At 41.0% G+C, this 25,672-nt stretch carries 22 protein-coding genes and 1 pseudogene; 16 read left to right on the top strand and 7 right to left on the bottom strand.

What is annotated here, in order from left to right; all coding sequences use genetic code 11:
* Positions 1-500: 500 nt before the first annotated feature.
* From SJ2017_RS02165 to priA, 7 genes are all read right to left on the bottom strand, one after another.
* The gene (locus tag SJ2017_RS02165; protein ID WP_080914727.1) at positions 501-896 is read right to left on the bottom strand and encodes a MerC domain-containing protein; all 396 of its coding nucleotides are present in this window, start codon (positions 894-896) and stop codon (positions 501-503) included.
* A 516-nt stretch (positions 897-1,412) separates the two neighbouring features.
* Entirely contained in the window at positions 1,413-1,793 is a 381-nt protein-coding gene (locus SJ2017_RS02170; protein WP_080914728.1) for a gamma-butyrobetaine hydroxylase family protein, read from the bottom strand.
* A gap of 236 nt (positions 1,794-2,029) precedes the next feature.
* Complete coding sequence (gene hslU, locus SJ2017_RS02175; protein ID WP_055022934.1) at positions 2,030-3,355, bottom strand: ATP-dependent protease ATPase subunit HslU; 1,326 nt, start codon at positions 3,353-3,355, stop codon at positions 2,030-2,032.
* A gap of 22 nt (positions 3,356-3,377) precedes the next feature.
* Positions 3,378-3,902 (bottom strand): ATP-dependent protease subunit HslV, encoded by a 525-nt coding sequence (gene hslV, locus SJ2017_RS02180; protein ID WP_080914729.1) that lies wholly within the window; start codon positions 3,900-3,902, stop codon positions 3,378-3,380.
* 152 nt (positions 3,903-4,054) lie between these two features.
* Complete coding sequence (locus SJ2017_RS02185; RefSeq protein ID WP_080914730.1) at positions 4,055-4,633, bottom strand: SPOR domain-containing protein; 579 nt, start codon at positions 4,631-4,633, stop codon at positions 4,055-4,057.
* A 1-nt stretch (position 4,634) separates the two neighbouring features.
* Positions 4,635-6,380 carry an arginine--tRNA ligase gene (gene argS, locus SJ2017_RS02190; RefSeq protein ID WP_065109617.1) on the bottom strand — a complete coding sequence of 582 codons (1,746 nt, stop codon included), beginning with the start codon at positions 6,378-6,380 and terminating at the stop codon, positions 4,635-4,637.
* A gap of 153 nt (positions 6,381-6,533) precedes the next feature.
* Positions 6,534-8,729 carry a primosomal protein N' gene (priA, locus tag SJ2017_RS02195; protein WP_080914731.1) on the bottom strand — a complete coding sequence of 732 codons (2,196 nt, stop codon included), beginning with the start codon at positions 8,727-8,729 and terminating at the stop codon, positions 6,534-6,536.
* Between the two features lie 188 nt (positions 8,730-8,917).
* Here priA and SJ2017_RS02200 point away from each other — a divergent pair, with 188 nt between their 5' ends.
* The 16 genes and pseudogenes from SJ2017_RS02200 (at position 8,918) to SJ2017_RS02275 (ending at position 25,555) form a co-directional block, all read left to right on the top strand.
* The gene (locus tag SJ2017_RS02200) at positions 8,918-9,616 is read left to right on the top strand and encodes a FimV/HubP family polar landmark protein (RefSeq protein ID WP_167692878.1); all 699 of its coding nucleotides are present in this window, start codon (positions 8,918-8,920) and stop codon (positions 9,614-9,616) included.
* A gap of 127 nt (positions 9,617-9,743) precedes the next feature.
* Positions 9,744-9,956: a 50S ribosomal protein L31 gene (gene rpmE, locus SJ2017_RS02205; protein ID WP_055022928.1), complete on the top strand. Its 213-nt coding sequence runs from the start codon at positions 9,744-9,746 to the stop codon at positions 9,954-9,956.
* A gap of 429 nt (positions 9,957-10,385) precedes the next feature.
* Entirely contained in the window at positions 10,386-11,633 is a 1,248-nt protein-coding gene (locus SJ2017_RS02210; protein WP_055022927.1) for a malic enzyme-like NAD(P)-binding protein, read from the top strand.
* Positions 11,634-11,831: 198 nt separating this feature from the next.
* Positions 11,832-13,715: pseudogene (csrD, locus tag SJ2017_RS02215) on the top strand (RNase E specificity factor CsrD).
* Between the two features lie 401 nt (positions 13,716-14,116).
* Positions 14,117-15,046: a hypothetical protein gene (locus SJ2017_RS02220; protein ID WP_080914733.1), complete on the top strand. Its 930-nt coding sequence runs from the start codon at positions 14,117-14,119 to the stop codon at positions 15,044-15,046.
* Positions 15,043-15,645: a PilN domain-containing protein gene (locus SJ2017_RS02225; RefSeq protein ID WP_065109623.1), complete on the top strand. Its 603-nt coding sequence runs from the start codon at positions 15,043-15,045 to the stop codon at positions 15,643-15,645. The genes SJ2017_RS02220 and SJ2017_RS02225 overlap by 4 nt, the downstream gene beginning before the upstream one ends.
* On the top strand, positions 15,642-16,292 hold the full coding sequence (locus tag SJ2017_RS02230) for an MSHA biogenesis protein MshJ (RefSeq protein ID WP_080914734.1): 651 nt from the start codon (positions 15,642-15,644) through the stop codon (positions 16,290-16,292). The genes SJ2017_RS02225 and SJ2017_RS02230 overlap by 4 nt, the downstream gene beginning before the upstream one ends.
* Positions 16,279-16,593, top strand: a complete 315-nt coding sequence (locus SJ2017_RS02235) for a hypothetical protein (RefSeq protein ID WP_055022922.1) — start codon at positions 16,279-16,281, stop codon at positions 16,591-16,593. The genes SJ2017_RS02230 and SJ2017_RS02235 overlap by 14 nt, the downstream gene beginning before the upstream one ends.
* Before the next feature lie 13 nt (positions 16,594-16,606).
* On the top strand, positions 16,607-18,283 hold the full coding sequence (mshL, locus tag SJ2017_RS02240) for a pilus (MSHA type) biogenesis protein MshL (protein WP_080914735.1): 1,677 nt from the start codon (positions 16,607-16,609) through the stop codon (positions 18,281-18,283).
* Between the two features lie 24 nt (positions 18,284-18,307).
* Complete coding sequence (locus SJ2017_RS02245) at positions 18,308-19,240, top strand: ExeA family protein (protein ID WP_055022920.1); 933 nt, start codon at positions 18,308-18,310, stop codon at positions 19,238-19,240.
* Positions 19,237-20,610 (top strand): tetratricopeptide repeat protein, encoded by a 1,374-nt coding sequence (locus SJ2017_RS02250; RefSeq protein WP_080914736.1) that lies wholly within the window; start codon positions 19,237-19,239, stop codon positions 20,608-20,610. The genes SJ2017_RS02245 and SJ2017_RS02250 overlap by 4 nt, the downstream gene beginning before the upstream one ends.
* Complete coding sequence (locus SJ2017_RS02255; RefSeq protein WP_080914737.1) at positions 20,607-22,361, top strand: GspE/PulE family protein; 1,755 nt, start codon at positions 20,607-20,609, stop codon at positions 22,359-22,361. Before SJ2017_RS02250 ends, SJ2017_RS02255 begins: the two co-directional genes overlap by 4 nt.
* Positions 22,362-22,363: 2 nt before the next feature.
* Positions 22,364-23,578 (top strand): type II secretion system F family protein, encoded by a 1,215-nt coding sequence (locus tag SJ2017_RS02260; protein ID WP_055022917.1) that lies wholly within the window; start codon positions 22,364-22,366, stop codon positions 23,576-23,578.
* Between the two features lie 7 nt (positions 23,579-23,585).
* Complete coding sequence (locus SJ2017_RS02265; RefSeq protein ID WP_080914738.1) at positions 23,586-24,110, top strand: hypothetical protein; 525 nt, start codon at positions 23,586-23,588, stop codon at positions 24,108-24,110.
* Between the two features lie 137 nt (positions 24,111-24,247).
* The gene (locus SJ2017_RS02270) at positions 24,248-24,853 is read left to right on the top strand and encodes a prepilin-type N-terminal cleavage/methylation domain-containing protein (protein ID WP_055022915.1); all 606 of its coding nucleotides are present in this window, start codon (positions 24,248-24,250) and stop codon (positions 24,851-24,853) included.
* Positions 24,854-25,030: 177 nt separating this feature from the next.
* Positions 25,031-25,555, top strand: a complete 525-nt coding sequence (locus tag SJ2017_RS02275) for a type II secretion system protein (protein WP_080914739.1) — start codon at positions 25,031-25,033, stop codon at positions 25,553-25,555.
* Positions 25,556-25,672 lie beyond the last annotated feature (117 nt).

Consider the following 25,672-nt stretch of genomic DNA (forward strand, 5'->3'; position numbering starts at 1 on the left):
AGTACTCCCCCAGCCATTCATGATAAAAACGATACCTTTTTTTCCTTTTAGAGTTTCTCTAATATTCTCTTAAAAATACTCTTTGTTCCAAATAAACCATTACCAGTCGAATCAATCCAGTTGGCGAGCTCTTGAGCTACAAGAATATGTTTTGGAGAGTGGTTTAATCCTGGGTAACAACGCCTCTGTGGGTACATAATATCAAATGAACTAAGGTCTATACTGGGCTTTCTAATGCTACTCCCATACGAATTGCACATTGATTAGAAAATAAAGATTTATTACATGGAGATTTAGGATATGGATGGTTTTTCCATAGTGTACTGAATGGCACTAACATGTATTAATTCCTTTTAATAATACTTCCAACCACATCAATGTATTGGAATAAATATAACGAACACTATTATGCCTACTTTTGTAAAAAAGTAATAAACATTCAAAAATATATACTTAAGTTGTATATACTACCCTAATTAGAATAACAACTTTGATTCTTGTCAATGTTCACATGAGTTTGTTTGACAAAGAGAGTAATTACGCCAACGTGCACAAACCAGAATGATGGTTGATGCAAGTGTCATTAGCTTTTCTCCAGTCTCACCAAATAAATCATGTCCATAAATTGCGGTTACTCCTAGCGCTATCATTCCAGAAAATGCTAACACTAAAACGGTAGGATCTTTGTGTCGTGTACAGCCAAGAAAGACTGCGATACTGCTTGTCGGGATAATAACCCACACCATGAGAATATGATAAAAGTGATCGCTTACAGGTAGGGACAACATCGTTGGAAACAGTATTAATAATAATGGACCCGCGATACAGTGAAGTGCGCACAACGCTGAGACTGAAATAGCCAGGCGATCTAATAGTATTTGGGCGGGCTTATTCATGTTGATACTCAAGTGATTAATTGGTTAGGTATGATAATGATATGTTATATCATAAAAGATCGTTAATCTATCATTGGCATCATGAGTATTCAATAAGTTATCGTTAATATACGTATGATTTACATATTGAGTCTTGGGTTTAAGGTTAAACTCATGGTACTAAGCGATGGTATTAAGCGATGGTATTAAGCGATGGTATTAAGCGATGGTATTAAGCGATGGTATTAAGCGATGGTATTAAGCGATGGTATTAAGCGATGGTATTAAGCGATGGTACTAAACGATGGTAAAAAGTAATGGCGGTAAGCGTGATAAGGTCGAGCCAGACGATATAAAAGGATAGATAAGCATGGAGATGAAGATTGGTAATTTGGCTAACATCGGTATTCATTAAATTTTCTGGAATGAAAAGTCGTAAATAAGGGAAATACTATCATTTCCCTTGTTTCAGTTTTGGTCACTGAGAAACAGTTGTCGTGCTTTGTCCTCAACCTAAGCTATGTCAGGAGATGAACACTAAGAGTACTTAATATTCATATCAATTAGCGGCTCACGAGAGCCTTTCTCAGCACGAAGTCGAGCTAAATATCTTTCCCAAATCTCAACTTGATGTGTTCCAAATTCATGTAATAACTTCCATGAAAATAGCCCAGCATCATGGCCATCATCGAAAATGATTTTTACGGCATAATTACCAACAGGTTCAATGGCTGTAATGTTCACTGCTTTTTTATGGGTGACCAAAATTGGATTTCCGTGACGTTGCACTTCTGCTGATGGAGAGTTAACTCTGAGCATTTCACAGGTGATATTAAAAACGTCGCCATTATCAAACGTGACTTCAAGTAGCTTGGATTTACGTTTTAATTTTAGGTTAGTGACATTGGGTGAGCTCATAACGGTTACTCTCTTATAATAGAACGTTATCTAATGATAGTTTTTCACGAATGATACTTCATAGCTAAACAGGGCGCTTAAATACAGCGTCGAGGCTTCAATAAAAAAGGTGGTTACTCTTGGAGTTAACCACCTCTTTTCATGTAGCTATCCTATTTATATTAGTTAATGTTAACTAAAATAAGGACAGCTAACACAGTGATAGCTCACAATTGAGGCATATCACCTACCGCAGATTATAAAATAAAGCGGCTTAAATCTTCATCTTCTACTAAGGTGTCGAGATGCTCTGTGACATAAGCTTCGTCGATGACAAAAGTACTGCCAGATTTTTCAGAAGCATCATAAGAAATTTCTTCCATCAGTTTTTCCATCACAGTATGCAAACGGCGAGCACCAATGTTTTCTGTGGTCTCATTGACTTGCCATGCTGCTTGAGCGATTTTTTCGATACCTGATTCAGCAAATTCGACTTTAACGCCTTCTGTACCCATCAGCGCAACGTATTGCTCTGTAAGTGATGCATGTGGTTCGGTTAAGATACGCTTAAAGTCGTCAGCACTTAGGGCGCTAAGCTCAACACGAATAGGTAAACGACCTTGTAACTCAGCAATCAAGTCAGACGGCTTAGACATTTGGAACGCACCAGATGCGATAAACAGGATATGGTCAGTTTTAACCATGCCGTGTTTAGTTGTCACTGTGCAGCCTTCGATCAATGGGAGTAAGTCACGTTGTACGCCTTCACGAGATACGTCAGGGCCCGAGCTTTCGCCACGTTTACAGATTTTATCGATTTCGTCTAAGAATACGATACCGTTTTGCTCGACTAAATCAATCGCTTGTTCTTTAAGATCTTCTTGATTAACCAGTTTTGCCGCTTCTTCTTCAATCAATAGCTTGAACGCTTCTTTGATTTTTACTTTCTTACGGTTTTCTTTGGTTTGCCCCAAATTTTGGAACATGCTTTGAAGCTGATTGGTCATTTCTTCCATGCCTGGAGGCGACATGATTTCAACACCCACTTGTGGCGCAGCTAAGTCGATATCAATTTCTTTATCGTCTAGCTGACCTTCGCGGAGTTTTTTACGGAAGATTTGACGGGTATTTGAGTCATCTTTTGGCTCAGTATTCCAATCATCTTTAGGTTTGGGTAGTAGGGCATCTAAAATGCGTTCTTCTGCTTGTTCTTCTGCGCGGTGGCGGCATTTTTTCATTTGCTGCTCACGGGTCATTTTGATAGCCGAATCGGTTAAATCACGAATGATCTGCTCGACTTCTTTGCCCACGTAACCGACTTCAGTAAACTTGGTTGCTTCCACTTTAATAAATGGCGCATTAGCAAGTTTAGCTAAACGACGGGCAATTTCAGTTTTACCGACACCTGTTGGGCCAATCATCAGAATATTTTTAGGGGTCACTTCTTGGCGCAATGAAGGCTCAAGTTGCATACGGCGCCAGCGATTACGCAAGGCTACAGCAACAGAACGTTTTGCATTTTTTTGACCAATAATATGCGAGTCCAATTCATGGACAATTTCGCGAGGGGTCATTTCAGACATAAATAATTCCTTACGTTCTAATTTAGTAGTCGATTTGCTCAACCGTTTTATGTTGGTTGGTGTATACGCAAATATCACCGGCAATCGTTAGTGATTTTTCTGCAATTTCACGGGCCGTTAAGTCAGTGTTTTGCAGTAGTGCTAACGCTGAGGCATGAGCGTAATTTCCGCCTGAGCCGATAGCAATCAAATCATGTTCAGGCTGCACTACATCGCCATTACCTGTAATGATTAATGACTCTTTGGTGTCTGCAGCAATCAGCATGGCTTCAAGGTTACGGAGCATTTTGTCAGTACGCCAATCTTTAGCGAGCTCTACAGCTGATTTTAATAAATGACCTTGATGCATTTCGAGCTTGGTTTCAAAGCGCTCAAAAAGGGTAAATGCATCGGCTGTGCCGCCAGCAAATCCGGCGATCACTTTATTTTGGTATAAACGACGCACTTTACGTGCATTGCCTTTCATGACGGTATTGCCGAGGGAAACTTGGCCATCACCTGCGATGACAACTTGATTATTGCGGCGTACGGATACGATAGTAGTCACGGTAAATCCTCTTAACGACGGCAGCGAAAAGGAGTCTGCTGCTGGTTGATAAAACAGATATGGGGATGCTTGTTAATAATTCAAGGGATAAAAAAAGCGCTTACTAAAGTAAGCGCTTAATATTGCGGAAAAAGTCTTCACATTAAAACTAATTAATATTCCCACAGCCAAATTTGGCAACCATTAATACCAGCACGTTGCAGTTTGTGCCTGCTGCGCTCGGCTGCACGTTTAGATTCAAATGGGCCTAAAATGACTTTATGCCAGACGCCACTTGAGCCTGTGGTCGCCCTGACTTGTGCTTCCATACCTTGAAAAGCAATCATGGCTTTCATTTCTTCTGCGGGTTCAGGCTTTCTAAACGACGCACATTGCATTTGATATGGGCCTTTAGATTTCAATGCATCTTCTGGTACTTCAACATCAATGCTCTTGTTTTCTAGCTCTTCTAAGTAAGTCCATTCTTCCGTCGGTTTTGGCGGTAGTGCATTTGGATCTTTCTTCACTGGCTTAGGCTTAGTTTGTTCAACAGTGACAGCGGGTGCCGTAGTTGCTGGAGCATCATCAGAGCTGCCGCTTATCCACCATAAAAAATAGCCAAATCCGCCGACAAGTAACAAGACGATTAATGTCGGCAGGTAAGGAATCGATCGCTTTTGCTGTGGTTTCTTTCCTCGAGAAGACGAACGTTTTTTACCACTAGGCTTTTTATTAGCGTAATCTCGACTCATGTTACATACGCTCTAACGTTTCGATACCTAACAGAGATAACCCTGTTTTTAAGGTCTTAGCGGTTAACTGTGACAACAATAAGCGACTTTGTTTTTGCTCTTCAGTTTCTGCTGCAAGAACTGGACAAGCCTCGTAAAAGCTTGAGAACTCACTTGCTAACTCATAAACATAAGCACACATCACATGTGGTAATGCTTTATCTGTCATACGAGCCAGTACTTCACCAAACTGAGCAAGTTTAGTACCTAGTTCTTTTTCTTTATCATGTTCAAGTACAATTTTCGCTTGGCTTAAATCGATATCTTCAGCACGCTTGAAGATACTAGCCACACGTGTGTATGCATAAAGAAGGTATGGTGCGGTGTTGCCTTCAAAGCTCAGCATTTGTTCAAAGCTGAAAATGTAATCACTGCTACGGTTTTTAGATAAGTCAGCGTATTTAACTGAGCTAATACCAACAACACGCGCAATTTCAATGATTGTCGCTTCGTCCATATCAGGATTTTTACTGCGAACTAATTCGATTGCACGGGTGTTTGCTTCATCTAATAAGTCGACTAATTTAACCACACCGCCACTACGAGTTTTAAATGGACGGCCATCGGTGCCATTCATTGTTCCGAAACCTGTGTGCTCAAGAGATAGCTCTTTACGGACAAAACCAGCTGTTTTCGCTAGGCTAAATACTTGCTGGAAATGCAGTGCTTGGCGTAAATCAACGAAGTATAAAGCACGATCAGCTTTTAAAACGTTTGAGCGATAACGCATGGCTGCTAAATCAGAGGTGGCGTATAAGTATCCACCATCGGCTTTTTGGATAATAACGGGTAATGGCTCACCATCTTTGGTGCGGAATTCTTCTTGAAATACCACTTTTGCGCCGTTGCTTTCGCTTAATAGGCCTTTACTATCAAGATCTGTTACGACTTGCTCTAGGTCGTCATTATAAGCACTTTCACCGTGAACATCTTTACGGGTTAAGCTCACGCCTAAACGTTCGTAAACTTCATGACAATGATTTAACGAGATGTCATTAAATTCACGCCATAATTTATTGCAGTACTCATCGCCCGATTGCAGTGAAACCACTAAATTACGTGCACGTGTTGCAAAATCTGTTGATTCATCGAAGCGGACTTTAGCGGCACGGTAGAAGGTTTCCAAATCTGAAAGTTCAAGTGCTGCTTGCTCGCCATTCGCTGCTCGTAACTCTTCCATGTAGGCTAGTAGCATGCCAAATTGTGTGCCCCAGTCACCCACATGGTTTTGACGGATAACATCATGGCCTAAAAATTCAAGTGCACGAACGACACTGTCGCCAATAATCGTTGAACGAAGGTGACCTACATGCATTTCTTTAGCAAGGTTAGGCGATGAATAGTCCACGACGACTCTTTGTTTTTCTGGTAACGAAACGCCTAAGTGTTCATCTGTTAGGGCATGTTGTAGTTGGTTTGCTAAGGCATTTTCATCGATAAAAAAGTTAATGAATCCTGGGCCTGCAATATCGACCTTAGCCACATGGCTAGACGCTGGAAGATTATCAATAATCAACTGAGCAATTTCACGAGGATTTTTCTTAGCGACTTTGGTTAGCATCATGGCCAAGTTAGTGGCGAGATCACCGTGACTTTTATCTTTGGTTCGCTCCACTTGAATGCGTGCCTGAAAATCAGCTGGGATAATGCCTTGTTGCTTAAAAGAGTCGATGGTTTGTTCTAGTAAAGATGCAATATGTGATTTCATGGGCGTTTATTAGCACTAACTTAAAGTGGATGAGTGGAGTAACCTTGTATTTTACCCGCTAATGCTATGTAAATGCTATCTCAGCGGGGTAATTAATCGAGTTTTTTTTGATTTTCTTTGCTATCAAGCTAAACCCATTGTGCTGCAATTTGATTACATTAAATCTTGCGGATCGCGATCGATACTCCAGCGACAATGTTTACTCTCTGTCAACGCTTCGATTTGGGGAAGAACAGATTCAAATTCTTGTTGTAAACGCTGTCGATTTTTAGCTTGAAATAACAGTTGTCTGCGATATTTTCCGGCTTTTCTATCCAGGGGCGCAGGCATGGGGCCAATGACTTCAAAATCTCTATCTTGAGGCAACAGGTTCGCGACTTGTTGTAGAAAATTATCAGCATCTTGTGCTAAATGAGCATCGGCTCGCAACAGTACCATGTGCCAAGCGGGAGGAAGTAGTGCTTGTTGGCGCTCTTCTAACTGAGCTCGCGCAAATTTACCGTAACCATTTTTTAATAAATCATGCAGTATTGGATTTTCGCTTTGATGGGTTTGCAGTAATACTTTACCGGGTTTGTCGGCGCGTCCTGCTCGCCCAGAGACTTGGGTGTAAAGCTGAGCAAAGCGCTCAGGTGCTCTAAAGTCAGCACTAAAGAGTGCGCCATCAACATCCATCAACCCCACAAGTGTGACATCGGGGAAATGATGCCCTTTGGCTAGCATTTGAGTGCCCACCAAAATTTTGTACTCACCCTTTAAAATACTGGTGAGTTGTTTTTCTAATGAGCCTTTTTTGCGTGTGGTATCACGATCGATACGTACCACGGGGTACTGAGGGAATTCTTGCTCTAATGCTTGAGCAAGCTGCTCTGTTCCCGTGCCATGGCCCATTAGCATGGTGCTACCACATTCATGGCATTGATGTGGAATAGCGTATTGATTGCCACAATGGTGGCAACAAATTTCGTTCAACCCTTGATGTACGGTAAAAAAGGCATCGCAGCGATCGCATTCATGCAAATGACCGCACTCATGACACAATAATGCAGGTGAGAACCCGCGACGATTGAGAAATAAAAGGACCTGATTGCCCGCATCAAGATGCATGCGCATTTCATTAATTAGCGAAGCAGACATCCCTGACTTTAAAGGTTGTGAGCGTATATCGATAATACCTTGCTTAACTTTTTGTGCAGCACCTGCGCGCTCTGCCAAGGTTAAATGCGTATAGCGGCCACAAATCGCATTTTGCAGCGTCTCTAGTGATGGGGTTGCTGAGCCTAAAATGACTTGGACATCTTCTAAATGCCCCCGCATGACAGCTAAGTCGCGGGCGTGATAACGCACACCTTCTTGTTGCTTAAAGCTACTATCGTGCTCTTCATCTAAAATTATCAGCCCAGGAAAGGCCATTGGGGTAAATAAAGCGGAGCGAGTACCGATGATAATGGCGGCTTCACCACAACGAGCTTGGCGCCACGCCTCAAGACGTTGATTATCTGTTAATGCAGAATGAATAACGGCAATATTCACATCAAATCGACGTTTGAAGCGATTAATGGTTTGTGGTGTTAACCCGATTTCAGGCACTAAGATGAGTGCTTGTTTACCCTGTTTTAAGATGGTTTCTAAAATCGATAAGTAGACTTCTGTTTTACCTGAACCGGTGATACCTTCAAGTAAACTGCAATGAAAGCCTTGTTGTTGATTTAAAACTGAAACGGCAACTGCCTGTTGCTTATTGAGCTTTAACGGTGTTTCAGTCATATTAAGTTGTTGGCGCCAACTTAAGTCGGTTTCATTGGTGACATGTTTACGCGCTACCCAGCCTTTATCCTCTAATGCTTTGAGGGCAACTTTGCTAAGTTCTTGGGTGGTAAATTCTTCTTGGCTAATGACTGATTTTTGTAAAAGTTCGAAGAGTTTTTTTTGTGCTGGAGCACGTTTAAGTACACTGACATCGACCTGTTTTCCTGCCTCGTTGAGGCAATAAAAGGTGACGGTTTGCGGTTGTGCACTTAAGCCTTTTCGCAGAGCGACAGGCAAGGCTTGACTTAACATTTGGCCTTGGCTTGCAAAGTAATACCTTGCCGCCCATAAAGTGAGCTTATACAGTGAGGTAGGTAATAAAGGTTTGTCGTCTAATAGTGCGGTAAATGGTTTTATTTTATTCGCAGGGACGTCGCATTCATTATTGATAGCGGTAATTAAGCCGACAAGTTGCTGTCTACCAAAAGGGACTTTAACCCTTAGCCCAAGTTGTATTTGCGATACGTTGGCTTCGGGGACTTGGTAACTAAAGGTTTGCCGCATAGGAACCGGCAAAGCAACCTCAACAAACACGGGCATAAGTTATCATCATTAAGAATTGAGAGGGTCTAGTTTACTAGAGCCAGAACATAAAGAAATAGAATAAGAGAAAATTGATGTTAAAAGGAATATTAAGTAAGGCCAGCTTAGCTCTCTCCCTTTTTTTATTTTCATTTATTGCTCAGGCTGCCCTGACGCATATCAGCATAAACAGTAGGCAGTTTGAGTTGGGTCAACACCCAAAAATCAAACTTAACATTGTTGCCTCTAGCAAAGACTTGTCTCGACTTAGTATTCATTTGCGACAAACTAATGATGATAAAGAAAGCATGGAAGAGTTGATGGTACAGCCTATCAGTAGCTTTATGTTATTTGCTATTGGTGTTGAAGATGTGAGCGATCCGAAAGCAAAGCTGATCGTCAGCGAATATAAAGGCAACAGCTGGCGTCAATTTGCTGTATTACCGGTTTTTGATTCTCCATTTATTAAAGAAACAGCTAAAACTCAAATAAAAATAGATAAGCAAAAACAACTGCCAAAAGTGGTCACTCAGGCTGCGCCTAAATTGGCGTCATCAAGTCAATCAGTTGCTGAAAAACCTTCAACTAGTCGACCTTCAACGACAGCAAAAGTTCTCAATAATAAGCCGACGCCTACAATGGGTCATTGTTATATTGAAAGGCAGGCATCAGATACTTTATGGCGCATTGCTACTCGCTATCAAAGTGAGTGGGATTTAAATGTCTATGGAGTGATGATGGCAATTTTTGATGCTAACCCTCAAGGCTTTTCTAAACAGAAAATCCATTTAATCAGACAAGATGTAACACTGGCATGTCCTTCACTAGAGCAGCTAAATCAGTATGGTAATAAAGCACAAGATAAGCTGAGATTTGAGGCGTTACAGCAACAACATCGACAGTGATAATTTTTACTTGTCTGGACTGAACAGATACTGTACTATTGCGCGCCTTAACACTATTGTTATTAACGCATGTGGTGCTCAACTTCGGGTTGGGAGAGCGACATGGCCTGCTATTAAGGTAATCCAAATGAAACCAGGTATCCACCCAGACTACGCTGAAGTAACTGCAACTTGTACTTGTGGTAACGTAATTAAAGTTAACTCTACTGTAGGTAAAAACTTACACTTAGACGTATGTGGTGCATGTCACCCATTCTACACTGGTACACAGAAAGTTGTTGACACTGGTGGTCGTATCGACAAATTCAACAAGCGCTTTGGTGCACTTGGTAAAAAGTAATTGCGACTGCAATTATTTTAAGAAAAAGACGCCTTCGGCGTCTTTTTTTGTTTTTGGATTAAATTTTTAAAAAAAATTAAAATTTTTAGTTATAAATTATGTGTTGCCAGTTAGGTTGATAATATTGTTATTTAGGCAAACTATTTGTAACTTTATCATGCTAATTCTGCTTTTTTATGTCAAATCTTGTTATTTTTCTACAGTTTTAAGTCTTTGATTCTTATTGTGATGATTTATTTAATATCGATAAATTGTAAGTTGATCAAATTCTGCCGATTAAAGATAACTTTTGTTAATTTTTCATTTATACTCCCTTTCCAAAGCACGCTACAGCTCATTTTACTGACATTCAGTAAAGTTAGTTTTAATGCGTTGCGACTGAATTAATCTTACTTTCGCCGTATAAATTGCCTCATTCAGGAATAAAAAATGTCAGATTTCCGCCAGCAAGCTCTCGATTATCATGAATTTCCAGTAGCAGGTAAAACTGCTGTTAGTCTTACTAAACCTGCTCAAACGAGCCATGATTTATCTCTGGCATACAGTCCTGGTGTCGCCGAGCCTGTTCGTGAAATTGCCGCAAATCCTGACGATGCATATCGCTATACCAATAAAGGGAACACTGTTGCTGTTATTTCAAATGGTACCGCTATTTTAGGTTTAGGTAATTTAGGCCCATTAGCATCTAAGCCAGTTATGGAAGGCAAGGCCTTACTGTTTAAGCGTTTTGCGAATATCGACTCTACAGACATTGAGGTGAAACACCGCACCACTGCAGATTTCATCAATACGGTTGAATCGATTGCAGATACATTTGGCGGTATCAACCTTGAAGATATTAAAGCTCCTGAGTGTTTTGAAATTGAGCGTGAGTTGATCGCTCGCTGTAATGTCCCTGTGTTTCATGATGATCAGCATGGTACTGCCATTGTTACCGCAGCAGGAATGTTGAATGCGTTAGAGATTCAAGGTAAAAAAATCGAAGATGCCATCTTTGTGTGCCTAGGTGCGGGTGCTGCTGCCATTGCGTGTATGACAATGATTGTTAAGTGTGGTGCACAACGTGAAAATGTTTACATGCTGGACAGACAAGGCGTTATTCATACTCGCCGTGAAGACATCAATGAGTACAAAGCATTGTTCGCTAACAATACTGACAAGCGTACACTTCAAGATGTGATTAAAGATGCTGACGTGTTTTTAGGCCTATCAGGTGCAGATTTATTAACGGCTGACGATATTGCGTTAATGGCGCCAAATCCAGTTATCTTTGCCTGTTCAAACCCCGACCCTGAAATTAAGCCTGAGATTGCACATAGTATCCGTAAAGACTTGATTATGGGAACAGGCCGCAGTGATTACCCGAATCAGGTTAATAACGTACTTTGTTTCCCGTTCATCTTCAGAGGTGCATTAGATGTGAGAGCGTCACAAATTAATGATGAAATGAAGATTGCGGCAGTTAAAGCCCTTGCTGCTATTGCTAAAGAACCGGTTCCTGCTGAAGTCCTTGCTGCTTATCCAGACGTTGATTCAATGACCTTCGGTCCAGAGTACGTGTTGCCTAAACCAATGGATCCACGCTTACTAAGAAATATTGCGAGTGCGGTGTCACAAGCGGCTATTGATTCAGGTGTGGCAGTATTAGATAAAGTACCTACTGATTACTCACTGTAAGTGATTGGTAAGGTGAAATACAAAAGGGGCGAAAGCCCCTTTTTTGTGTCTACAGAACTCGATAAAGATTAGGTTTGCCTTTTACTATAAGCTACTGAATAATCATCTACAGTTGAGTGGTGAGTATTTGGCATGATTAGGCCAAATGCTGATAATAATAAAATCTCACAGTATTGCGCTTTAGCAGGACGCTGATAAATGAAATTAACCAAAATTTTAACGAAAAAATTGACCAGTTTTTGGCTATTGTCATTAACTGCTGTCGGAGCGATTTTTTTTATTGGTGCATTAATCAGCTTTATCCAGCTCACCTACAAATTTCAGCAACAAAAAGTCACTCAATTAGAATCAATGCTCGTGGAGCATTATCAGGCTGACAGTCATTGGGAGCTAAATGCTTGGCTACCGCCGATTTTAATCGCCTACAATACCACTTCATTTAAATTAACTCAGGGCGATACCATTTTATTTGAGTATTACTCGCCCACACCTGAGCCTAATCCAACCTTATATAAACACGTTATTGACACAGATAAGTCGTTATCGATGGAGCTTAAGCTGCCTCAGCCGTTTTTATTACATCAATTAGGCTGGTACGAGTATTTAAGCTTATTGATTTCATTTATCGCGATTGCTTTATTTGTCCGCTATGGTCTTCGCTGGTTTAACCATGAGCTTGATGGTATTGAGCAAATTGCCGAGCGCAGTATGCTTGTAATTGAGGGGGAGCATGAAAAAGCACTGCAATTTTCAGGCAAAGGCCGCCCTCGCTTAGTCAATAGGGCAATGACTAAGTTGCTTGAACAACTGCAAGATGCGCAAAAAGAGCGTGGCCGCTTTGACCAATTTATTCGCTCTAAAACTTTCCTCGATCCTGCTACTCGTATTGGTAACTGAATTTTCTTTGAAAATAGACTCGAAGCACTGACGCATCAAAGCAGTATGATTGCCCACGGTGTGATCTTGCTCATTAACTTTGACGATTTGGATTTACTGCTTCAACAAGAAGGCGATGACATTGTTAATGAGCAACTTAACGACTTTGTACAAGCGATTACACAAGTTTTACACCCCTATGAAGATGTCACTTTTGCACGGTATGGTTTTAATCAGTTTGTGATTGTCGCCCCTCAGCTTTCTTTAGATGAAGCAGATAGTTTGGCAAACAAACTGCTAAAACTGGCTATTAGGCAACTACAAAATCAGTCAGATACTCAAGATAACTATGTGCATTTAGGCGCTGCTTTTTATAGTGCAGGAGACATGCAAGAACAAGTATTAGAAGAAGTTGAAATGGCACTAAAAGCCGCGCAGCTTCAACGTAGTAATAACTGGTTTATGTATGACAAAGGCGCTGTAGATAAGGAAATAGCAAAAGGCTCTGTGCGATGGAGAAGCTTTTTAGAAAACACATTAGTGAATAAGCGCTTTGTTGCGATTACGGAAAAGGTCATCGATAGTGATGGGCATACTTGTCATCAAGAGGCCTTTAGCCGTGCAATTGATAATCAAGGTAATGAAGTTAGGGCGACCTTATTTATTCCAATGGCGAATAAGTGTGGCTTGATGCCTCAAGTTGAAAGGCAATTAATAGAAACAGTCATGTTTGATTTGATGGTGAATAATCAAGATCACTATAGTATTAACTTAAGCCTCGACTCGTTAACGAGTCGTGCATTTAGCCGTTGGTTAAAAATCACCTTGATGGAACATCGTCATTTAGCTTCCCGTCTTACTTTTGAGGTGTCAGAAGATATTGTGGTGAAACATCAGCATAAATTGGTCGAGAATTTGAATATGCTTCGCAAAATAGGAGCTAAGCTGTGTGTTGACCATGTCGGATTGCAAGTTGTGGGTACTCACTATATTCAAGAGTGTCACTTTGACTTAGTAAAACTGCACCGTTCGATTATTCACCAAATCCACCTAAAACCCGAAAACCAGTTATTTATTCGTAGCCTAATTGGCGGCTTATATCGTGCTGAAGTGCAGGTATTTGCTGAAGGTGTGACTCAATTTGAAGAATGGCAAACATTGAAAATTTTAGGTGTGAGTGCCGCTCAAGGGGATTTTTTTAATTAACAGCGACCACAACCCTGTGTCGCACATTGATACCTTCCAATCCAAAGTGGTATGTAACTTGTATTGCTTTATATTTCGCCAAATTAATATCTCATTCACCATTAGCAATTGCGTTACATCTTGAGCGTGATGAGATTGTGAAACTTGAGTATCAAGGCATAACAATCTATCTTAAATATATACAATATTTTTAAGATTATTTTTCTATAAAATTAAGTGATTAGCAGTTAAAATGTCGTACGGTATTTTTTTGACTTATTTTCCTGCTCAGAACGTTCTTTATGTTACATAGTTGTTGGTTTTGAGCTGGTATTTTTGAGTGAAGTGAATCGTTGCTGTGAAGTTGCATGGTGTTTGCCGCTATGTGTTATTTTCCTGATTATCTGGGCACAGGGTTTTGAATGAATAATGGTTTTTTAAGTAAATTGACCTTTTGGCGCCAAACTCAAGTTTCTGCAAAACTTGGGGTGTATATCAGTGCAACTCACATTAGTGTTTTCCAGGCCGATTTATCAGGTACTCAACAGCAAGAACTTGATTCTACAAATCAAAAAAACGCTAACTTCAGTTTATCTGACAACATACAGCAATTTGCCTTTAATGGTGAGAATTGGGCAGAGGTGCTGGCTGAGATTAAGGCGAGCTTTGGTGCGGCGAAATTACACATTGTATTGGCTGAATCATTTTATCAATTGATTGTGGCTGATAAACCCAATGTAGAGGCGAATGAATTAAACCAAGCATTATTATGGGCGATAAAAGATTTAGTGACCGAACAGGTGACGAACATTCAATTAGATTATTTTGAATCATCGCTCACGACAACAGGAAAAATAAACGTTGTGGTCGCCAATAAAATGCAACTTTCTACCTTGGCACAATCCTGTGAGCAGCATGGCTTTGTAATTGAGGATATCACCATTGAAGAATTAGTTATGCCGCGTTTATTTGACGATCAAGCGCCGCACATGGTGGTGAGTCATGTACCAGAGCAAGAACTGTTATTAACGGTCGTCAAACAAGGTGAGCTGTTGATGCAGCGTCGAGTACGTGGATTTACCCAAATAGATAAAGCCAGTGCCGCCGATTTGCAGTATGGACTCGCTGACAATCTGAGCTTAGAAATTCAGCGTTCAATGGATTATTTTGAAAGTCAGCTGCGTCAAGCACCGGTTGCTTCAATTGATTTATTGATTGATGGCGAATGCCAAGCGTTAGTGCCATTGGTATCGCAGAATTTTAATCAACCAGTCAGCGCGATTGAACATACCTCTGTGGCAAGTCAATTGGCTTATTTGGCTGCGGTGGAATTAACCGGAGGTGATGCATGATAAAAACCACGGTTAATCTTTACAGTGCGGATTTATTGCCTGCTAAATTAAGATTGTCTTTCCAGCGCATGATGATGGCAGTTGGCGGGCTTATCGTCTTTAGTATGTTGATTTGGGCAATTGGCTATTGGTCTGTTACAGGTCTGAATGCAGAAGTGTCGAGCGTTTCTGCTGCTAAATCTTCACTTGATACTCAAAAAAATGCACTTGAATTAGAGATATCAACTCGTGCACCAGATCCAGAACTTGTTGCGAGTGTTGAATTGGCTCAACAGCGTTTAGATTTAAAACGTTTATTATCGGGTGAGCTCAAGCAACGTGAGAATTTAATCAGTCAAGGCTATTCAAATTTACTGACCGATCTTGCTAGCGTATCAGATGGTTCGGTGTGGCTCAGCCAAATTAACATTAACCAACAACACTTTGAGTTCGAAGGATATGGGGCACAGCCACAAAGTATTCCGTTATGGGTCGAGAAGTTAAAGCACACCGAAACATTGAAAGGGTATGCCTTTTCAACCATGACGATGGATAGAGGCGAGTCAAAACCTATTGCTTTCAAGTTATCTAGCACGCCAGACGTGGAGGTAAAAAAATGAAGCAATTATGGCAGCAATTAGACACTAAATTTAATGAGCTGAGTCAGCGTGAGCGGGTCTTAATTTGCATTGCAACTTTAGTTGTTATCGCGATGGTCGTTTACCTTCCTGTTGAGAGTATCTTTAAAGAAAGACAAAAGCTTAATCGACAGTTAAGCCAATTGAATACCGATATATCCGTTTCTGAGCAGCAAATCGCTTTGTATCAGCAACGATTAGCAATGGATCCCAACACAGATTATCGCAACCGATTAACCTTGATTGAAGAGCAAACGGCCGTTGCTGATGCAGAGCTTGATAAACAAATGGTATCTATGGTGCCTGCTAGCTATATGCCAACCGTGCTCACTAACCTGCTTGCCAATGTTCAAGGGGTGAAGTTGTTATCTTTTGGATCGATAGCGCCAACACCGTTATTGCAAGAGGGCGAAGAAGACAAAATGAACTTATACAGTCATGGCATTCATTTGACGTTGGAAGGGAGCTTCTTTTCCATTTTGGCATTTATTGAGTCAATAGAATCCATGCCAGATAAATTGTATTGGAAGCGTCTCAATTACCATGTTGATACACACCCCAATGCCACTGTCGAACTCGAGCTATATACCTTGAGTATTAATAAGGAGTTTATCAGTGTCGCAGAATAAATTAATTTTATTAGTGCTGAGCTTGTGTGTTTTTAGCGGGTTAGCTTCAGCCAAGTCATTAAGAGATCCGACATTACCAGGACAAGGTTATGTGACGGCCTCAAGTGGTGGGGAGCGAGTTGAATCATTGGTACTCAATAGCATTGTAAAAAGTGCTAGCCCTCACGCTGTAATCAATAATCAAATTTTTTCTGTTGGTGAGCGTGTTGATGGCGCCAGAATTGAATATATCGGCAAGAGTTACGTTAATTTGTCTGACGGACGAAAACTTAAGCTATTTCAGTCGATAACAGAGCGATAGGACAAGAATAACAATGAAATTTATTAAATACGCAACCCCTCTGCTATCTCTTTGTTTGCTAGGTTGTCAAACAACAGACAGACCTGATCCAACGACGTCTAAAACGGAGTTGAGTCAATCACTCGCTGAAGCGCAAACGGCGCAAAATATTGTGCCGCCTCCTGCGCAAATGCCTGAGGAAATTCAACGTGAACTCAATGGTTCAAGTTTACTTGGTGGGGCGACATCTTTACCTAAAGAGCGTCGATTTGATGTGTCTGCTAATGATGTTGATGCAAAAGTTTTCTTCCCAAGCCTTGTTCAAGGAACGCCACTAAGTGTTGCTGTTCACCCTGAAGTTAGCGGGACTATATCCATTTCATTAAACGGCGTAACCTTGTCGGAAGTGATTAAAGTGGTTGAAGATATTTACGGATACGAAGTGAGCCGTGAAGGTCGTATTTTGCGTATTTTCCCTGCTGGAATGCGCACAGAAACTTATCCGCTAAATTATCTTTATATGGAACGAGAAGGGCTATCCTTAACCTCGGTGAGTTCTGGCCGTATTTCAGATAATAATGACAATTCAAACTCCAACTCGAATTCGAACTCCAACAGTAGCTCATCAAGTAGCAACTCGAGTAATAATAACAACTCCAACAATAATAACGATAGTAACGACAACACTAACGGCACCTTTATTCGCTCGAAAACGAAATCTAATTTCTGGGGTGAATTAGAGAAAACCTTAGTATCAATTATCGGTAATACAGGTGGCGGGCGCCAAGTTGTGATAACGCCACAAGCAGGCTTAGTGACTGTAAGAGCGTATCCTGATGAATTACGTCAAGTCAGTACATTCCTGAAAAAAGCGGAAACGCACTTACAACGCCAAGTGATCCTAGAAGCTAAGATATTAGAAGTAACATTATCGGATGGCTACCAACAGGGTATTCAGTGGGATAACGTATTAGGACACGCAGGTAGTACTGATATTAACTTTGGGACTTCACCAGGTAGTGGTTTAAGCGACCAAATCACTAATGTCATTGGTGGTGTGACGTCAATTAGCCTTACAGGAACAGACTTTAGCACCATGATCAGCTTACTTGATACCCAAGGCGATGTAGATGTGCTGTCAAGTCCTAGAGTTACCGCATCAAACAACCAAAAAGCCGTAATTAAGGTTGGTAATGATGAATACTTCGTTACTGATGTCTCGTCAACGACAGTGGCAGGTACAACACCTGTAACGACTCCTCAAGTTGAACTCACCCCTTTCTTTTCAGGTATCGCGTTAGATGTGACACCACAAATCGATGCAGACGGTAATGTGTTATTACATGTTCATCCATCCGTTATTGATGTCTCAGAGCAAGTCAAAGAAATTAAAGTTAGCGGTTCAAGTTTAGAGTTGCCACTAGCTCAAAGTGAAATTCGTGAGTCAGACACTGTGATTAAAGCCTCTTCAGGGGATGTCGTTGTGATTGGTGGCTTAATGAAAAGTGAGAACATCGAAGCGTTGTCTAAAGTGCCTTTATTAGGTGATATTCCATTTATTGGAGAAGCTTTTACTAATCGCAGTAAATCCACAAAGAAAACAGAACTTATTATCATGCTAAAACCTACCGTAGTAGGAGCTGATACTTGGAGTAATGAATTACAACGCTCTAAAGATTTACTTGAACGTTGGTACCCAGAGCAGGAGTAACGGCTAAATGCCGTTGAAAATGCTATGTATCAACAACACTTTGGCTTAACTCAGTTACCTTTTACGTTAACACCGAATACGCAATTCTTTTTTGGGTTAACGCCGCATGTTGAAGCATTACAAGTGCTGCAAACTGCGATTGAGAATGGTGAAGGCTTTATTAAAGTCACAGGGGAAGTTGGCACGGGTAAAACATTGATTTGCAGAAAGCTGCTCAATGATTTACCGGAACAATACCATTGCGCATATGTGCCAAACCCTTATTTAAGCCCAGAAGAGCTTCGTTGGGCATTAGCGACAGAGTTGGGGCTTTCATTAGATGAGAACTTAAACCAGCAACAGCTAACGAGTTTAATTCAAAGCAGGTTACTTGAGCTTAATCAACAAGGTTTACAGGTCGTTTTAGTATTGGATGAAGCCCAAGCTTTGCCGAATGAAAGTTTGGAAACTTTAAGGCTATTTACCAACCTAGAAACAGAAAGCACCAAGTTAATTCAAGTGGTGTTGTTTGGCCAACCTGAATTAGATGAACGACTTGAAGATAACAAGCTAAGGCAACTAAAACAAAGAATAACCTTTAGTTATAAATTAAGACCACTAGCGTGGGATGAAATCCAAGCCTATATCGACTACAGGTTGTCCGTTGCTGGTTATCAAGGTCATTCATTGTTTAATGACAAAGATGTGAAACTTATTGCCGCTGCAGCGCGAGGGGTTCCTCGTTTGGTGAATGTGATTACTAATAAAGCGCTGTTACTTTGTTTCGCAGAGGGTGAAACTCGAGTTCATACAAAGCATTGTAAAGCGGCCATTGTGGATACAGAAGATGCTGAACCCTTGCCGCCTGCTCAGCAACAAGAACGATGGATTTTTTTATTACTACTTTTATGCGCTTCACTGGCGATGCTATATGTCGCTGATGTTGATTGGGTATCGATGTTAAGAGAGTCAATATGAGCGTCATTAATAAAGTATTAAAAGATTTAGATAAGCGTCAGCAACAACATTCTGATGAGAGTCCACAAGGCGCAGAGGCCAACGGATTTCAGCGACCTGAAGTACAGTTTACTAGTCAAGTTAATATGGCAAAAGGGACGACTACTGACAGTGCAAGCTCTTCTAACAAAAGCTTGCTGATGTCTGTACTGATGTTAGTCGCGGTAGCTTTGTTAGGCATAATGCTGTATCGACAGGGAATGCAGCTGCAAAAATTACAGCCATTGACACCTGAACGGGTTAACAACAATGCTTCAGTAGTGGTTAACCCTAATGAGAATTTAGCTGATGATCAGTCTATGGTTACGGCAGTTAAAAGCAGTGATGAATCTATCTCGCTGAGTCAGTCAACGATAGCGGATGCGTCATTTTCATCTAATGAACCTACTGATGCCATGAAACAAGATGAAGACAAGATTGCCGAAGAGGAAAGTGTCGTCGATAGGGATGTAAAACCAAAAAAGACTGACATCGCGGTGGTGGGAACTGCGAGTAATGAAAGCAAACAAGATATTGATAGGGCTGTAAAAGTAAATAAGGCTGAGCAAACTCAAACCAATGATTCAGGTTCAGTACAAGTCAGGTTTAGCCAAAACACTCGCAGTTCGGCCATTGTCGCTGATAACCAAAAAGAAACTGTTAATAATGTCGTTACAATCAATGAATCAAAGCCAACGAGTACAACAGCAAGAAATAGCGTTAGCGCGACAGCGAATAAGGGCAGCATGGCTGTCACTGAGGTTGTGTTATCTAATGCTGAGCTTGCACAAAAGAAATTTGATATTGCAGAGATTGCAGAGCAGCAGCAAAAAGTAGATAGAGCCATTAAATACTATTACGAAGCATTGATGTTAGAGCCATCAATGCATCAAGCAAGAAAGCAGTTAGCATCTTTGTATTACGCGCTTAATAATTTGGGGCGAGCTGAGCAGATTTTGGCACAAGGCGTGGTTCAATTTCCTGAGGAAGTGGAACTCGCTATTTTAAAAGCCAAAGTTGAGAATGCGTCATTTAGTCCTGATAAAGCATTAATCACCTTATCAGGAGTGAGTGATAGCAGCGACTGGGCAAGGGATAAATGGATTTTACAAAGTGATATTGCCCAGAAAAATGGCCAATTTGAATTGGCAGAGTCGGCATATCGCTCATTAGTCGGACTTGAGCCTTCACAAGCGCGTTGGTGGATGGGATTAGCATATGCACTCGATTCACAACAAGCATATAAAGAGGCGGCAGAGACTTACCGTAAAGCGTTATCTTATCGAGGCTTATCAACTGGTGCTATGACGTATATAGAACAACGATTAATTCAACTTGAAGGTAGCCAATGAAACCAAAATTAAAAATGCGTTTAGGCGATCTTCTCGTTCAAGAACACATTATTACTGATGACCAATTAACCCAGGCTTTATCTGAGCAACGAAACTCAGGTAAGAAATTGGGACGCACATTAATTGATTTGCATTGTATTACAGAAGATCAATTGCTCAAGTTTTTATCTCAGCAATTAAACCTGCCGTATTTAGACATAAGTCGTTTATCGATTCCTTCTGAAGTCGTCAATCTTATTCCTGAAGTGCAGGCTAGACGTTATCGTGCGCTTGTGGTTAAGGCCACTGAAGATACGGTCACATTGGCCATGAGTGATCCTGCAGACTTACAGGCCATCGATAATTTAGAAGTGTTCGTAGCACCAAAGAAAATTACTATTGCGGTGACGCCTGAGCAACAATTACTGGATGCTTTCGATAACCTATATCGTCGTACAGGTGAAATTGCCAAAATTGCAGGTGAGCTTGAAGAAGAATATGCCGCTGATGACATGTTTGATTTGGCGAGCATCACTGACAGCGATAGCGATAACGAAACCACCGTGGTTAAGTTATTGCAGTCAATTTTTGAAGATGCAGTACAAATGCGTGCTTCGGATATTCATATTGAGCCAGGTGAAAAAGTATTACGGATACGCCAACGTATTGATGGCCAGCTGCATGAAAATACCTTAGATGAAGTTAATATCGCTTCCGCACTGGTGCTGCGTTTGAAGTTAATGGCTGGTTTGGATATTTCAGAAAAAAGAATGCCACAAGATGGCCGTTTTCATATTGAAATCAAAGGCCATAAGGTTGATATCCGTATGTCTACCATGCCAATTTATCATGGTGAATCTGTGGTGATGCGTTTACTAGATCAATCAGCCGGCCTACTGACGTTAAATGAAACGGGTATGCCTGATCATATTTTGCAACGGATTAGAAAACAGATTAGACGTCCTCACGGTATGCTCTTGGTAACAGGGCCAACAGGTAGCGGTAAAACCACAACCTTATATGGCATTTTAAGTGAGCTAAATACGCCTGATACTAAAATTATTACTGTTGAAGATCCGGTCGAGTATCAGTTACCTCGCATTAACCAAGTACAAGTTAATCATAAAATTGGTTTGAATTTCTCTAACGTATTAAGAACAACGCTTCGCCAAGATCCCGATATCATCATGGTCGGTGAGATGCGTGACCAAGAAACGGTAGAAATTGGGTTAAGGGGAGCATTAACCGGTCACTTTGTATTATCAACCTTGCATACCAATGATGCGATTACCAGTGCATTACGTTTACTGGATATGGGGGCGGCAAGCTATTTGGTTGCGAGTGCATTAAGAGTGATTATTGCCCAGCGACTCGTTAGGCGTGTATGTTCAAATTGTATGACGGATCATCAACCTACAAGCTCAGAATTAGCCTGGATAAACACGATTGCTAAAAAAGATTTTAGTGCTGCGAGTTATAAAATAGGGACAGGTTGTCAAAGCTGTAACGGTTCGGGTTATCGTGGTCGTATTGGTATTTTTGAAATTCTTGAACTTGATGACGATATGGTCGATGCCATGCGTACAGGAAACCCGCAAGACTTTGCTCGTGCTGCGCAAAAAAGTCCGACCTTTGTGCCATTAGCTGACTCGGCCTTTGAGTACCTTTATAACGGCATGACAACCATCGAGGAAGTTGCCAAATTGGTAGAAGATGTCAGTGAAATACCAGGCGCAGAAACCATGCCTGCAGATATGGGTATGGGGAGCTAAGTGTGCCAACTTACCGGTATCGAGGTCGGAACAATCAAGGCGCAGCCGTAGAAGCCTTTATTGAATCAGCAAATGAAAGTAGTGCTGCTGATGCTTTGATGTCTCGAGGCATCATTCCCCTTGAGCTGCGTGAAGTTAAACAATCTCAGCCATTTAAATTGGGTAGCCTTTTTGCAAGCAAAGTGTCGCTTGAAGAATTGCAAATTTTTACCAGACAGATGTATTCATTGACTCGATCTGGCATTCCAATTCTGCGGGCGATAGCGGGGTTAGCTGAAACCACGCATTCTCAGCGAATGAAAGATGCTTTAAATGATATCTCAGAGCAATTAACGTCTGGTAGGCCACTTTCTGCGGCAATGAACCAACACCAAGATGTGTTCGATTCATTGTTTATCTCGATGGTTCATGTTGGTGAAAATACCGGTAAGCTGGAAGATGCATTTATTCAATTATCTAGCTATATAGAACGTGAACAAGAGACTCGACGTCGGATAAAATCGGCAATGCGTTATCCTATTTTTGTATTAATTGCGATTACCATCGCCATGGTGATCCTCAATATCATGGTCATCCCCAAGTTTGCTGATATGTTTTCACGGTTTGGCGCTGACTTACCTTGGGCAACAAAAATTTTAATCACCACTTCAAATGTATTCGTAAATTATTGGCATGTCATGTTAGTTGCTGTGGTTGGTGCAATTATTGGGATTAGATATTGGCATCATACAGAAAAAGGGGAGCGACAATGGGACCGGTGGAAACTGCATATCCCTGCTGTAGGCTCAATTATTGAACGTTCAACGCTTTCTCGGTATTGCCGAAGTTTTTCGATGATGTTGGGAGCAGGTGTGCCTATGACCCAAGCGTTAAGCTTGGTCGCCGATGCTGTTGATAATAGCTATATGCACGACCGAATTGTGGCAATGCGTCGAGGTATTGAATCAGGTGAATCAATGCTGCGGGTATCTAACCAAAGTGGACTGTTTACTCCGTTAGTATTGCAAATGGTGGCTGTAGGTGAGGAAACTGGGCAAATCGATCAGCTGTTGAATGACGCCGCAGATTTTTACGAAGGGGAAGTTGATTACGACTTAAAAAACTTAACAGCAAAGTTAGAACCGATTTTAATCGGATTTGTAGCATGTATCGTATTGATCCTAGCACTAGGTATTTACTTACCTATGTGGGATATGCTGAACGTTGTTAAGGGTTGATTGCAAAATGCAAAAACAACAGAAGTCAGAAAGCGATCTCCTAAGAACCTACGGGCGTATTATTACGTTAACCTTAGTCTTGGTTATTATGGCCGTTATCGCCAGTAAGCACTTTTCGAGTGTTGAAAGTATTGGAACAAAGGGGCTGCAGCTTGAGCATAGCCGCCTGTTATATGTGTTGGCTATGGTGAAAAGCCAATGGCTAAGCCAGGGCAGGCCCAGCGCACTTAAACTCAGTTGGGAAGAGACAGGTGTTGGTTCAGCAAATCGACAGCTTGATGAGGTTAAGGTTCAGCCTCAAAATAACATTATTCAGATGTCGCCTCAGGGCTGGCCGCTATTAAACTCGAGTGATGAAGCAGGTTGTAGGGCATTATGGCAACAGCTAATGGCAAGTGGTTTGCATGACATTAAAGCTGATGTTTTTTATCAAAAAGAGCCAGAAATTTGTCGCTTTACCACAGATCAAAGTGGCAGCATCAGCTATCAAGCAAGCTCTGGGCGAGTGATTTTTTTAGAAGGCAGTGGTTAAAATTTAACTATTACAACTGTTTAAATGTAGAAATGATGCTAAAATTTGTTTACACATAAGCTTTAGCTAGGTAACAATAGTCTTACTGCTGAGATGTTTATTCAATATTTGTAAGGCGTAAAATAGGTATTTTAGATATGAAATTAAGACAGCAAGGCTTTTCATTAATCGAGCTGGTTATTGTTATTGTTATTCTCGGTTTATTAGCCGCAACAGCAATACCACGTTTTTTAAATGTTACTGAAGATGCACAAAATGCCAGTATTGATGGTGTTGCTGGTGGACTAGCAACAGCAGTTGGTTTTGTACGTGCTCAGTGGGAAGTTGATGGCCGCCGCAATACGTCCGTTATTTTAGACGGCACAGTGGTGTCATTAGACACGCGATTTGGTTTCCCTACAGGAACAAGTAATACTGATGTCACCGCTATGACAGATGCTACGTGCCAAGAAGTGTTTAATAACGTTTTACAAAGTGCGCCTCGTAACGTGATTTATAATGAAGATGCTCGTGAGCAACGCTACACGGTCAGAGTGCAAAATGGGGTGGGCGGTTCAGCCACGTCTATTGATGGCACAACCGTCACTGGAATTGACCTATGTGTTTACCACCAAGTAGCGTCTTTAACACTAAATCAAAATTCCGGTGTTCCTTCACCCGCTCCTGACTTGTCTACTGCAGGTGCGAAGGGTGTGACATATAACCCTGGTACTGGGCAAGTGCTTAGTTTCAGCAATGACTAGATTTTATTAATTGTTTGTCAATGAAGGCTTTCAACATTGACCAACGAAGAGTAACAATTAAAGTCGCAATATAGCGGCTCGAAAAACAACCACAAAATATGGAATGTTGAGTGGGCATTTTACAAATGAACAGATGTACAAAATTCACATATTTGATTTAAATAAAGGGTCTACATTATGCAAAAGCAACAAGGTTTTACATTAATTGAGTTAGTTGTCGTTATCATCATCTTGGGTATTTTAGCGGTAACTGCAGCACCTAAATTTATTAACCTTCAAGGTGATGCTCGTGTATCTGCGTTAGCGGGTATGAAAGCTGCTATTCAAGGTGCCAACACTTTAGTTTACTCAAAAGCAGCTTTAGCTGGTGAAGAGAAAAAAGCATACAATGATACTACTCCGCCAGCTGTTGATATCGGAACTGGTACTAATGCAGTGACTCAGTATGGTTACCTACAAAGCTTTTTAGATGAAATTGAAAATGCAACTGATGTGACATTCAATATTGGTACTAGTGCAACAGATCCTACTGTAGTGACTGATAATGGTGGAGATTGGACTATTTTCCCAGGTACTGCTGCTGCGACAGTTACTATTTGGCAAGTTGGCGCTCCAGCAACGTGTACTTTAACGTACACACAAGCAACAAGCACTACAGTTTTACCTTCATTTGTAGCAGTTACAGATCCTGATAACTGTTAATCGCTGTTAGAAATTTAAGCCCGCATTATTGCGGGCTTTTTTGTGTCTAAATATCAGGTTTTAAAACACTTTTGTGCTGTCGGTAACACACTATAAATCAACGGAATGATAACATTA

The organism is Shewanella japonica (assembly GCF_002075795.1).
In the GTDB taxonomy this organism is placed as follows: Bacteria; Pseudomonadota; Gammaproteobacteria; order Enterobacterales; family Shewanellaceae; genus Shewanella; species Shewanella japonica.

Coding starts and splice junctions, on each gene's coding strand:
- SJ2017_RS02165 (WP_080914727.1), bottom strand. CDS start 896: ATGAATAAGCCCGCCCAAATACTATTAGATCGCCTGGCTATTTCAGTC.
- SJ2017_RS02170 (WP_080914728.1), bottom strand. CDS start 1,793: ATGAGCTCACCCAATGTCACTAACCTAAAATTAAAACGTAAATCCAAG.
- hslU (WP_055022934.1), bottom strand. CDS start 3,355: ATGTCTGAAATGACCCCTCGCGAAATTGTCCATGAATTGGACTCGCAT.
- SJ2017_RS02185 (WP_080914730.1), bottom strand. CDS start 4,633: ATGAGTCGAGATTACGCTAATAAAAAGCCTAGTGGTAAAAAACGTTCG.
- argS (WP_065109617.1), bottom strand. CDS start 6,380: ATGAAATCACATATTGCATCTTTACTAGAACAAACCATCGACTCTTTT.
- priA (WP_080914731.1), bottom strand. CDS start 8,729: ATGCCCGTGTTTGTTGAGGTTGCTTTGCCGGTTCCTATGCGGCAAACC.
- rpmE (WP_055022928.1), top strand. CDS start 9,744: ATGAAACCAGGTATCCACCCAGACTACGCTGAAGTAACTGCAACTTGT.
- SJ2017_RS02210 (WP_055022927.1), top strand. CDS start 10,386: ATGTCAGATTTCCGCCAGCAAGCTCTCGATTATCATGAATTTCCAGTA.
- SJ2017_RS02220 (WP_080914733.1), top strand. CDS start 14,117: ATGAATAATGGTTTTTTAAGTAAATTGACCTTTTGGCGCCAAACTCAA.
- SJ2017_RS02225 (WP_065109623.1), top strand. CDS start 15,043: ATGATAAAAACCACGGTTAATCTTTACAGTGCGGATTTATTGCCTGCT.
- SJ2017_RS02230 (WP_080914734.1), top strand. CDS start 15,642: ATGAAGCAATTATGGCAGCAATTAGACACTAAATTTAATGAGCTGAGT.
- mshL (WP_080914735.1), top strand. CDS start 16,607: ATGAAATTTATTAAATACGCAACCCCTCTGCTATCTCTTTGTTTGCTA.
- SJ2017_RS02245 (WP_055022920.1), top strand. CDS start 18,308: ATGTATCAACAACACTTTGGCTTAACTCAGTTACCTTTTACGTTAACA.
- SJ2017_RS02250 (WP_080914736.1), top strand. CDS start 19,237: ATGAGCGTCATTAATAAAGTATTAAAAGATTTAGATAAGCGTCAGCAA.
- SJ2017_RS02255 (WP_080914737.1), top strand. CDS start 20,607: ATGAAACCAAAATTAAAAATGCGTTTAGGCGATCTTCTCGTTCAAGAA.
- SJ2017_RS02265 (WP_080914738.1), top strand. CDS start 23,586: ATGCAAAAACAACAGAAGTCAGAAAGCGATCTCCTAAGAACCTACGGG.
- SJ2017_RS02270 (WP_055022915.1), top strand. CDS start 24,248: ATGAAATTAAGACAGCAAGGCTTTTCATTAATCGAGCTGGTTATTGTT.
- SJ2017_RS02275 (WP_080914739.1), top strand. CDS start 25,031: ATGCAAAAGCAACAAGGTTTTACATTAATTGAGTTAGTTGTCGTTATC.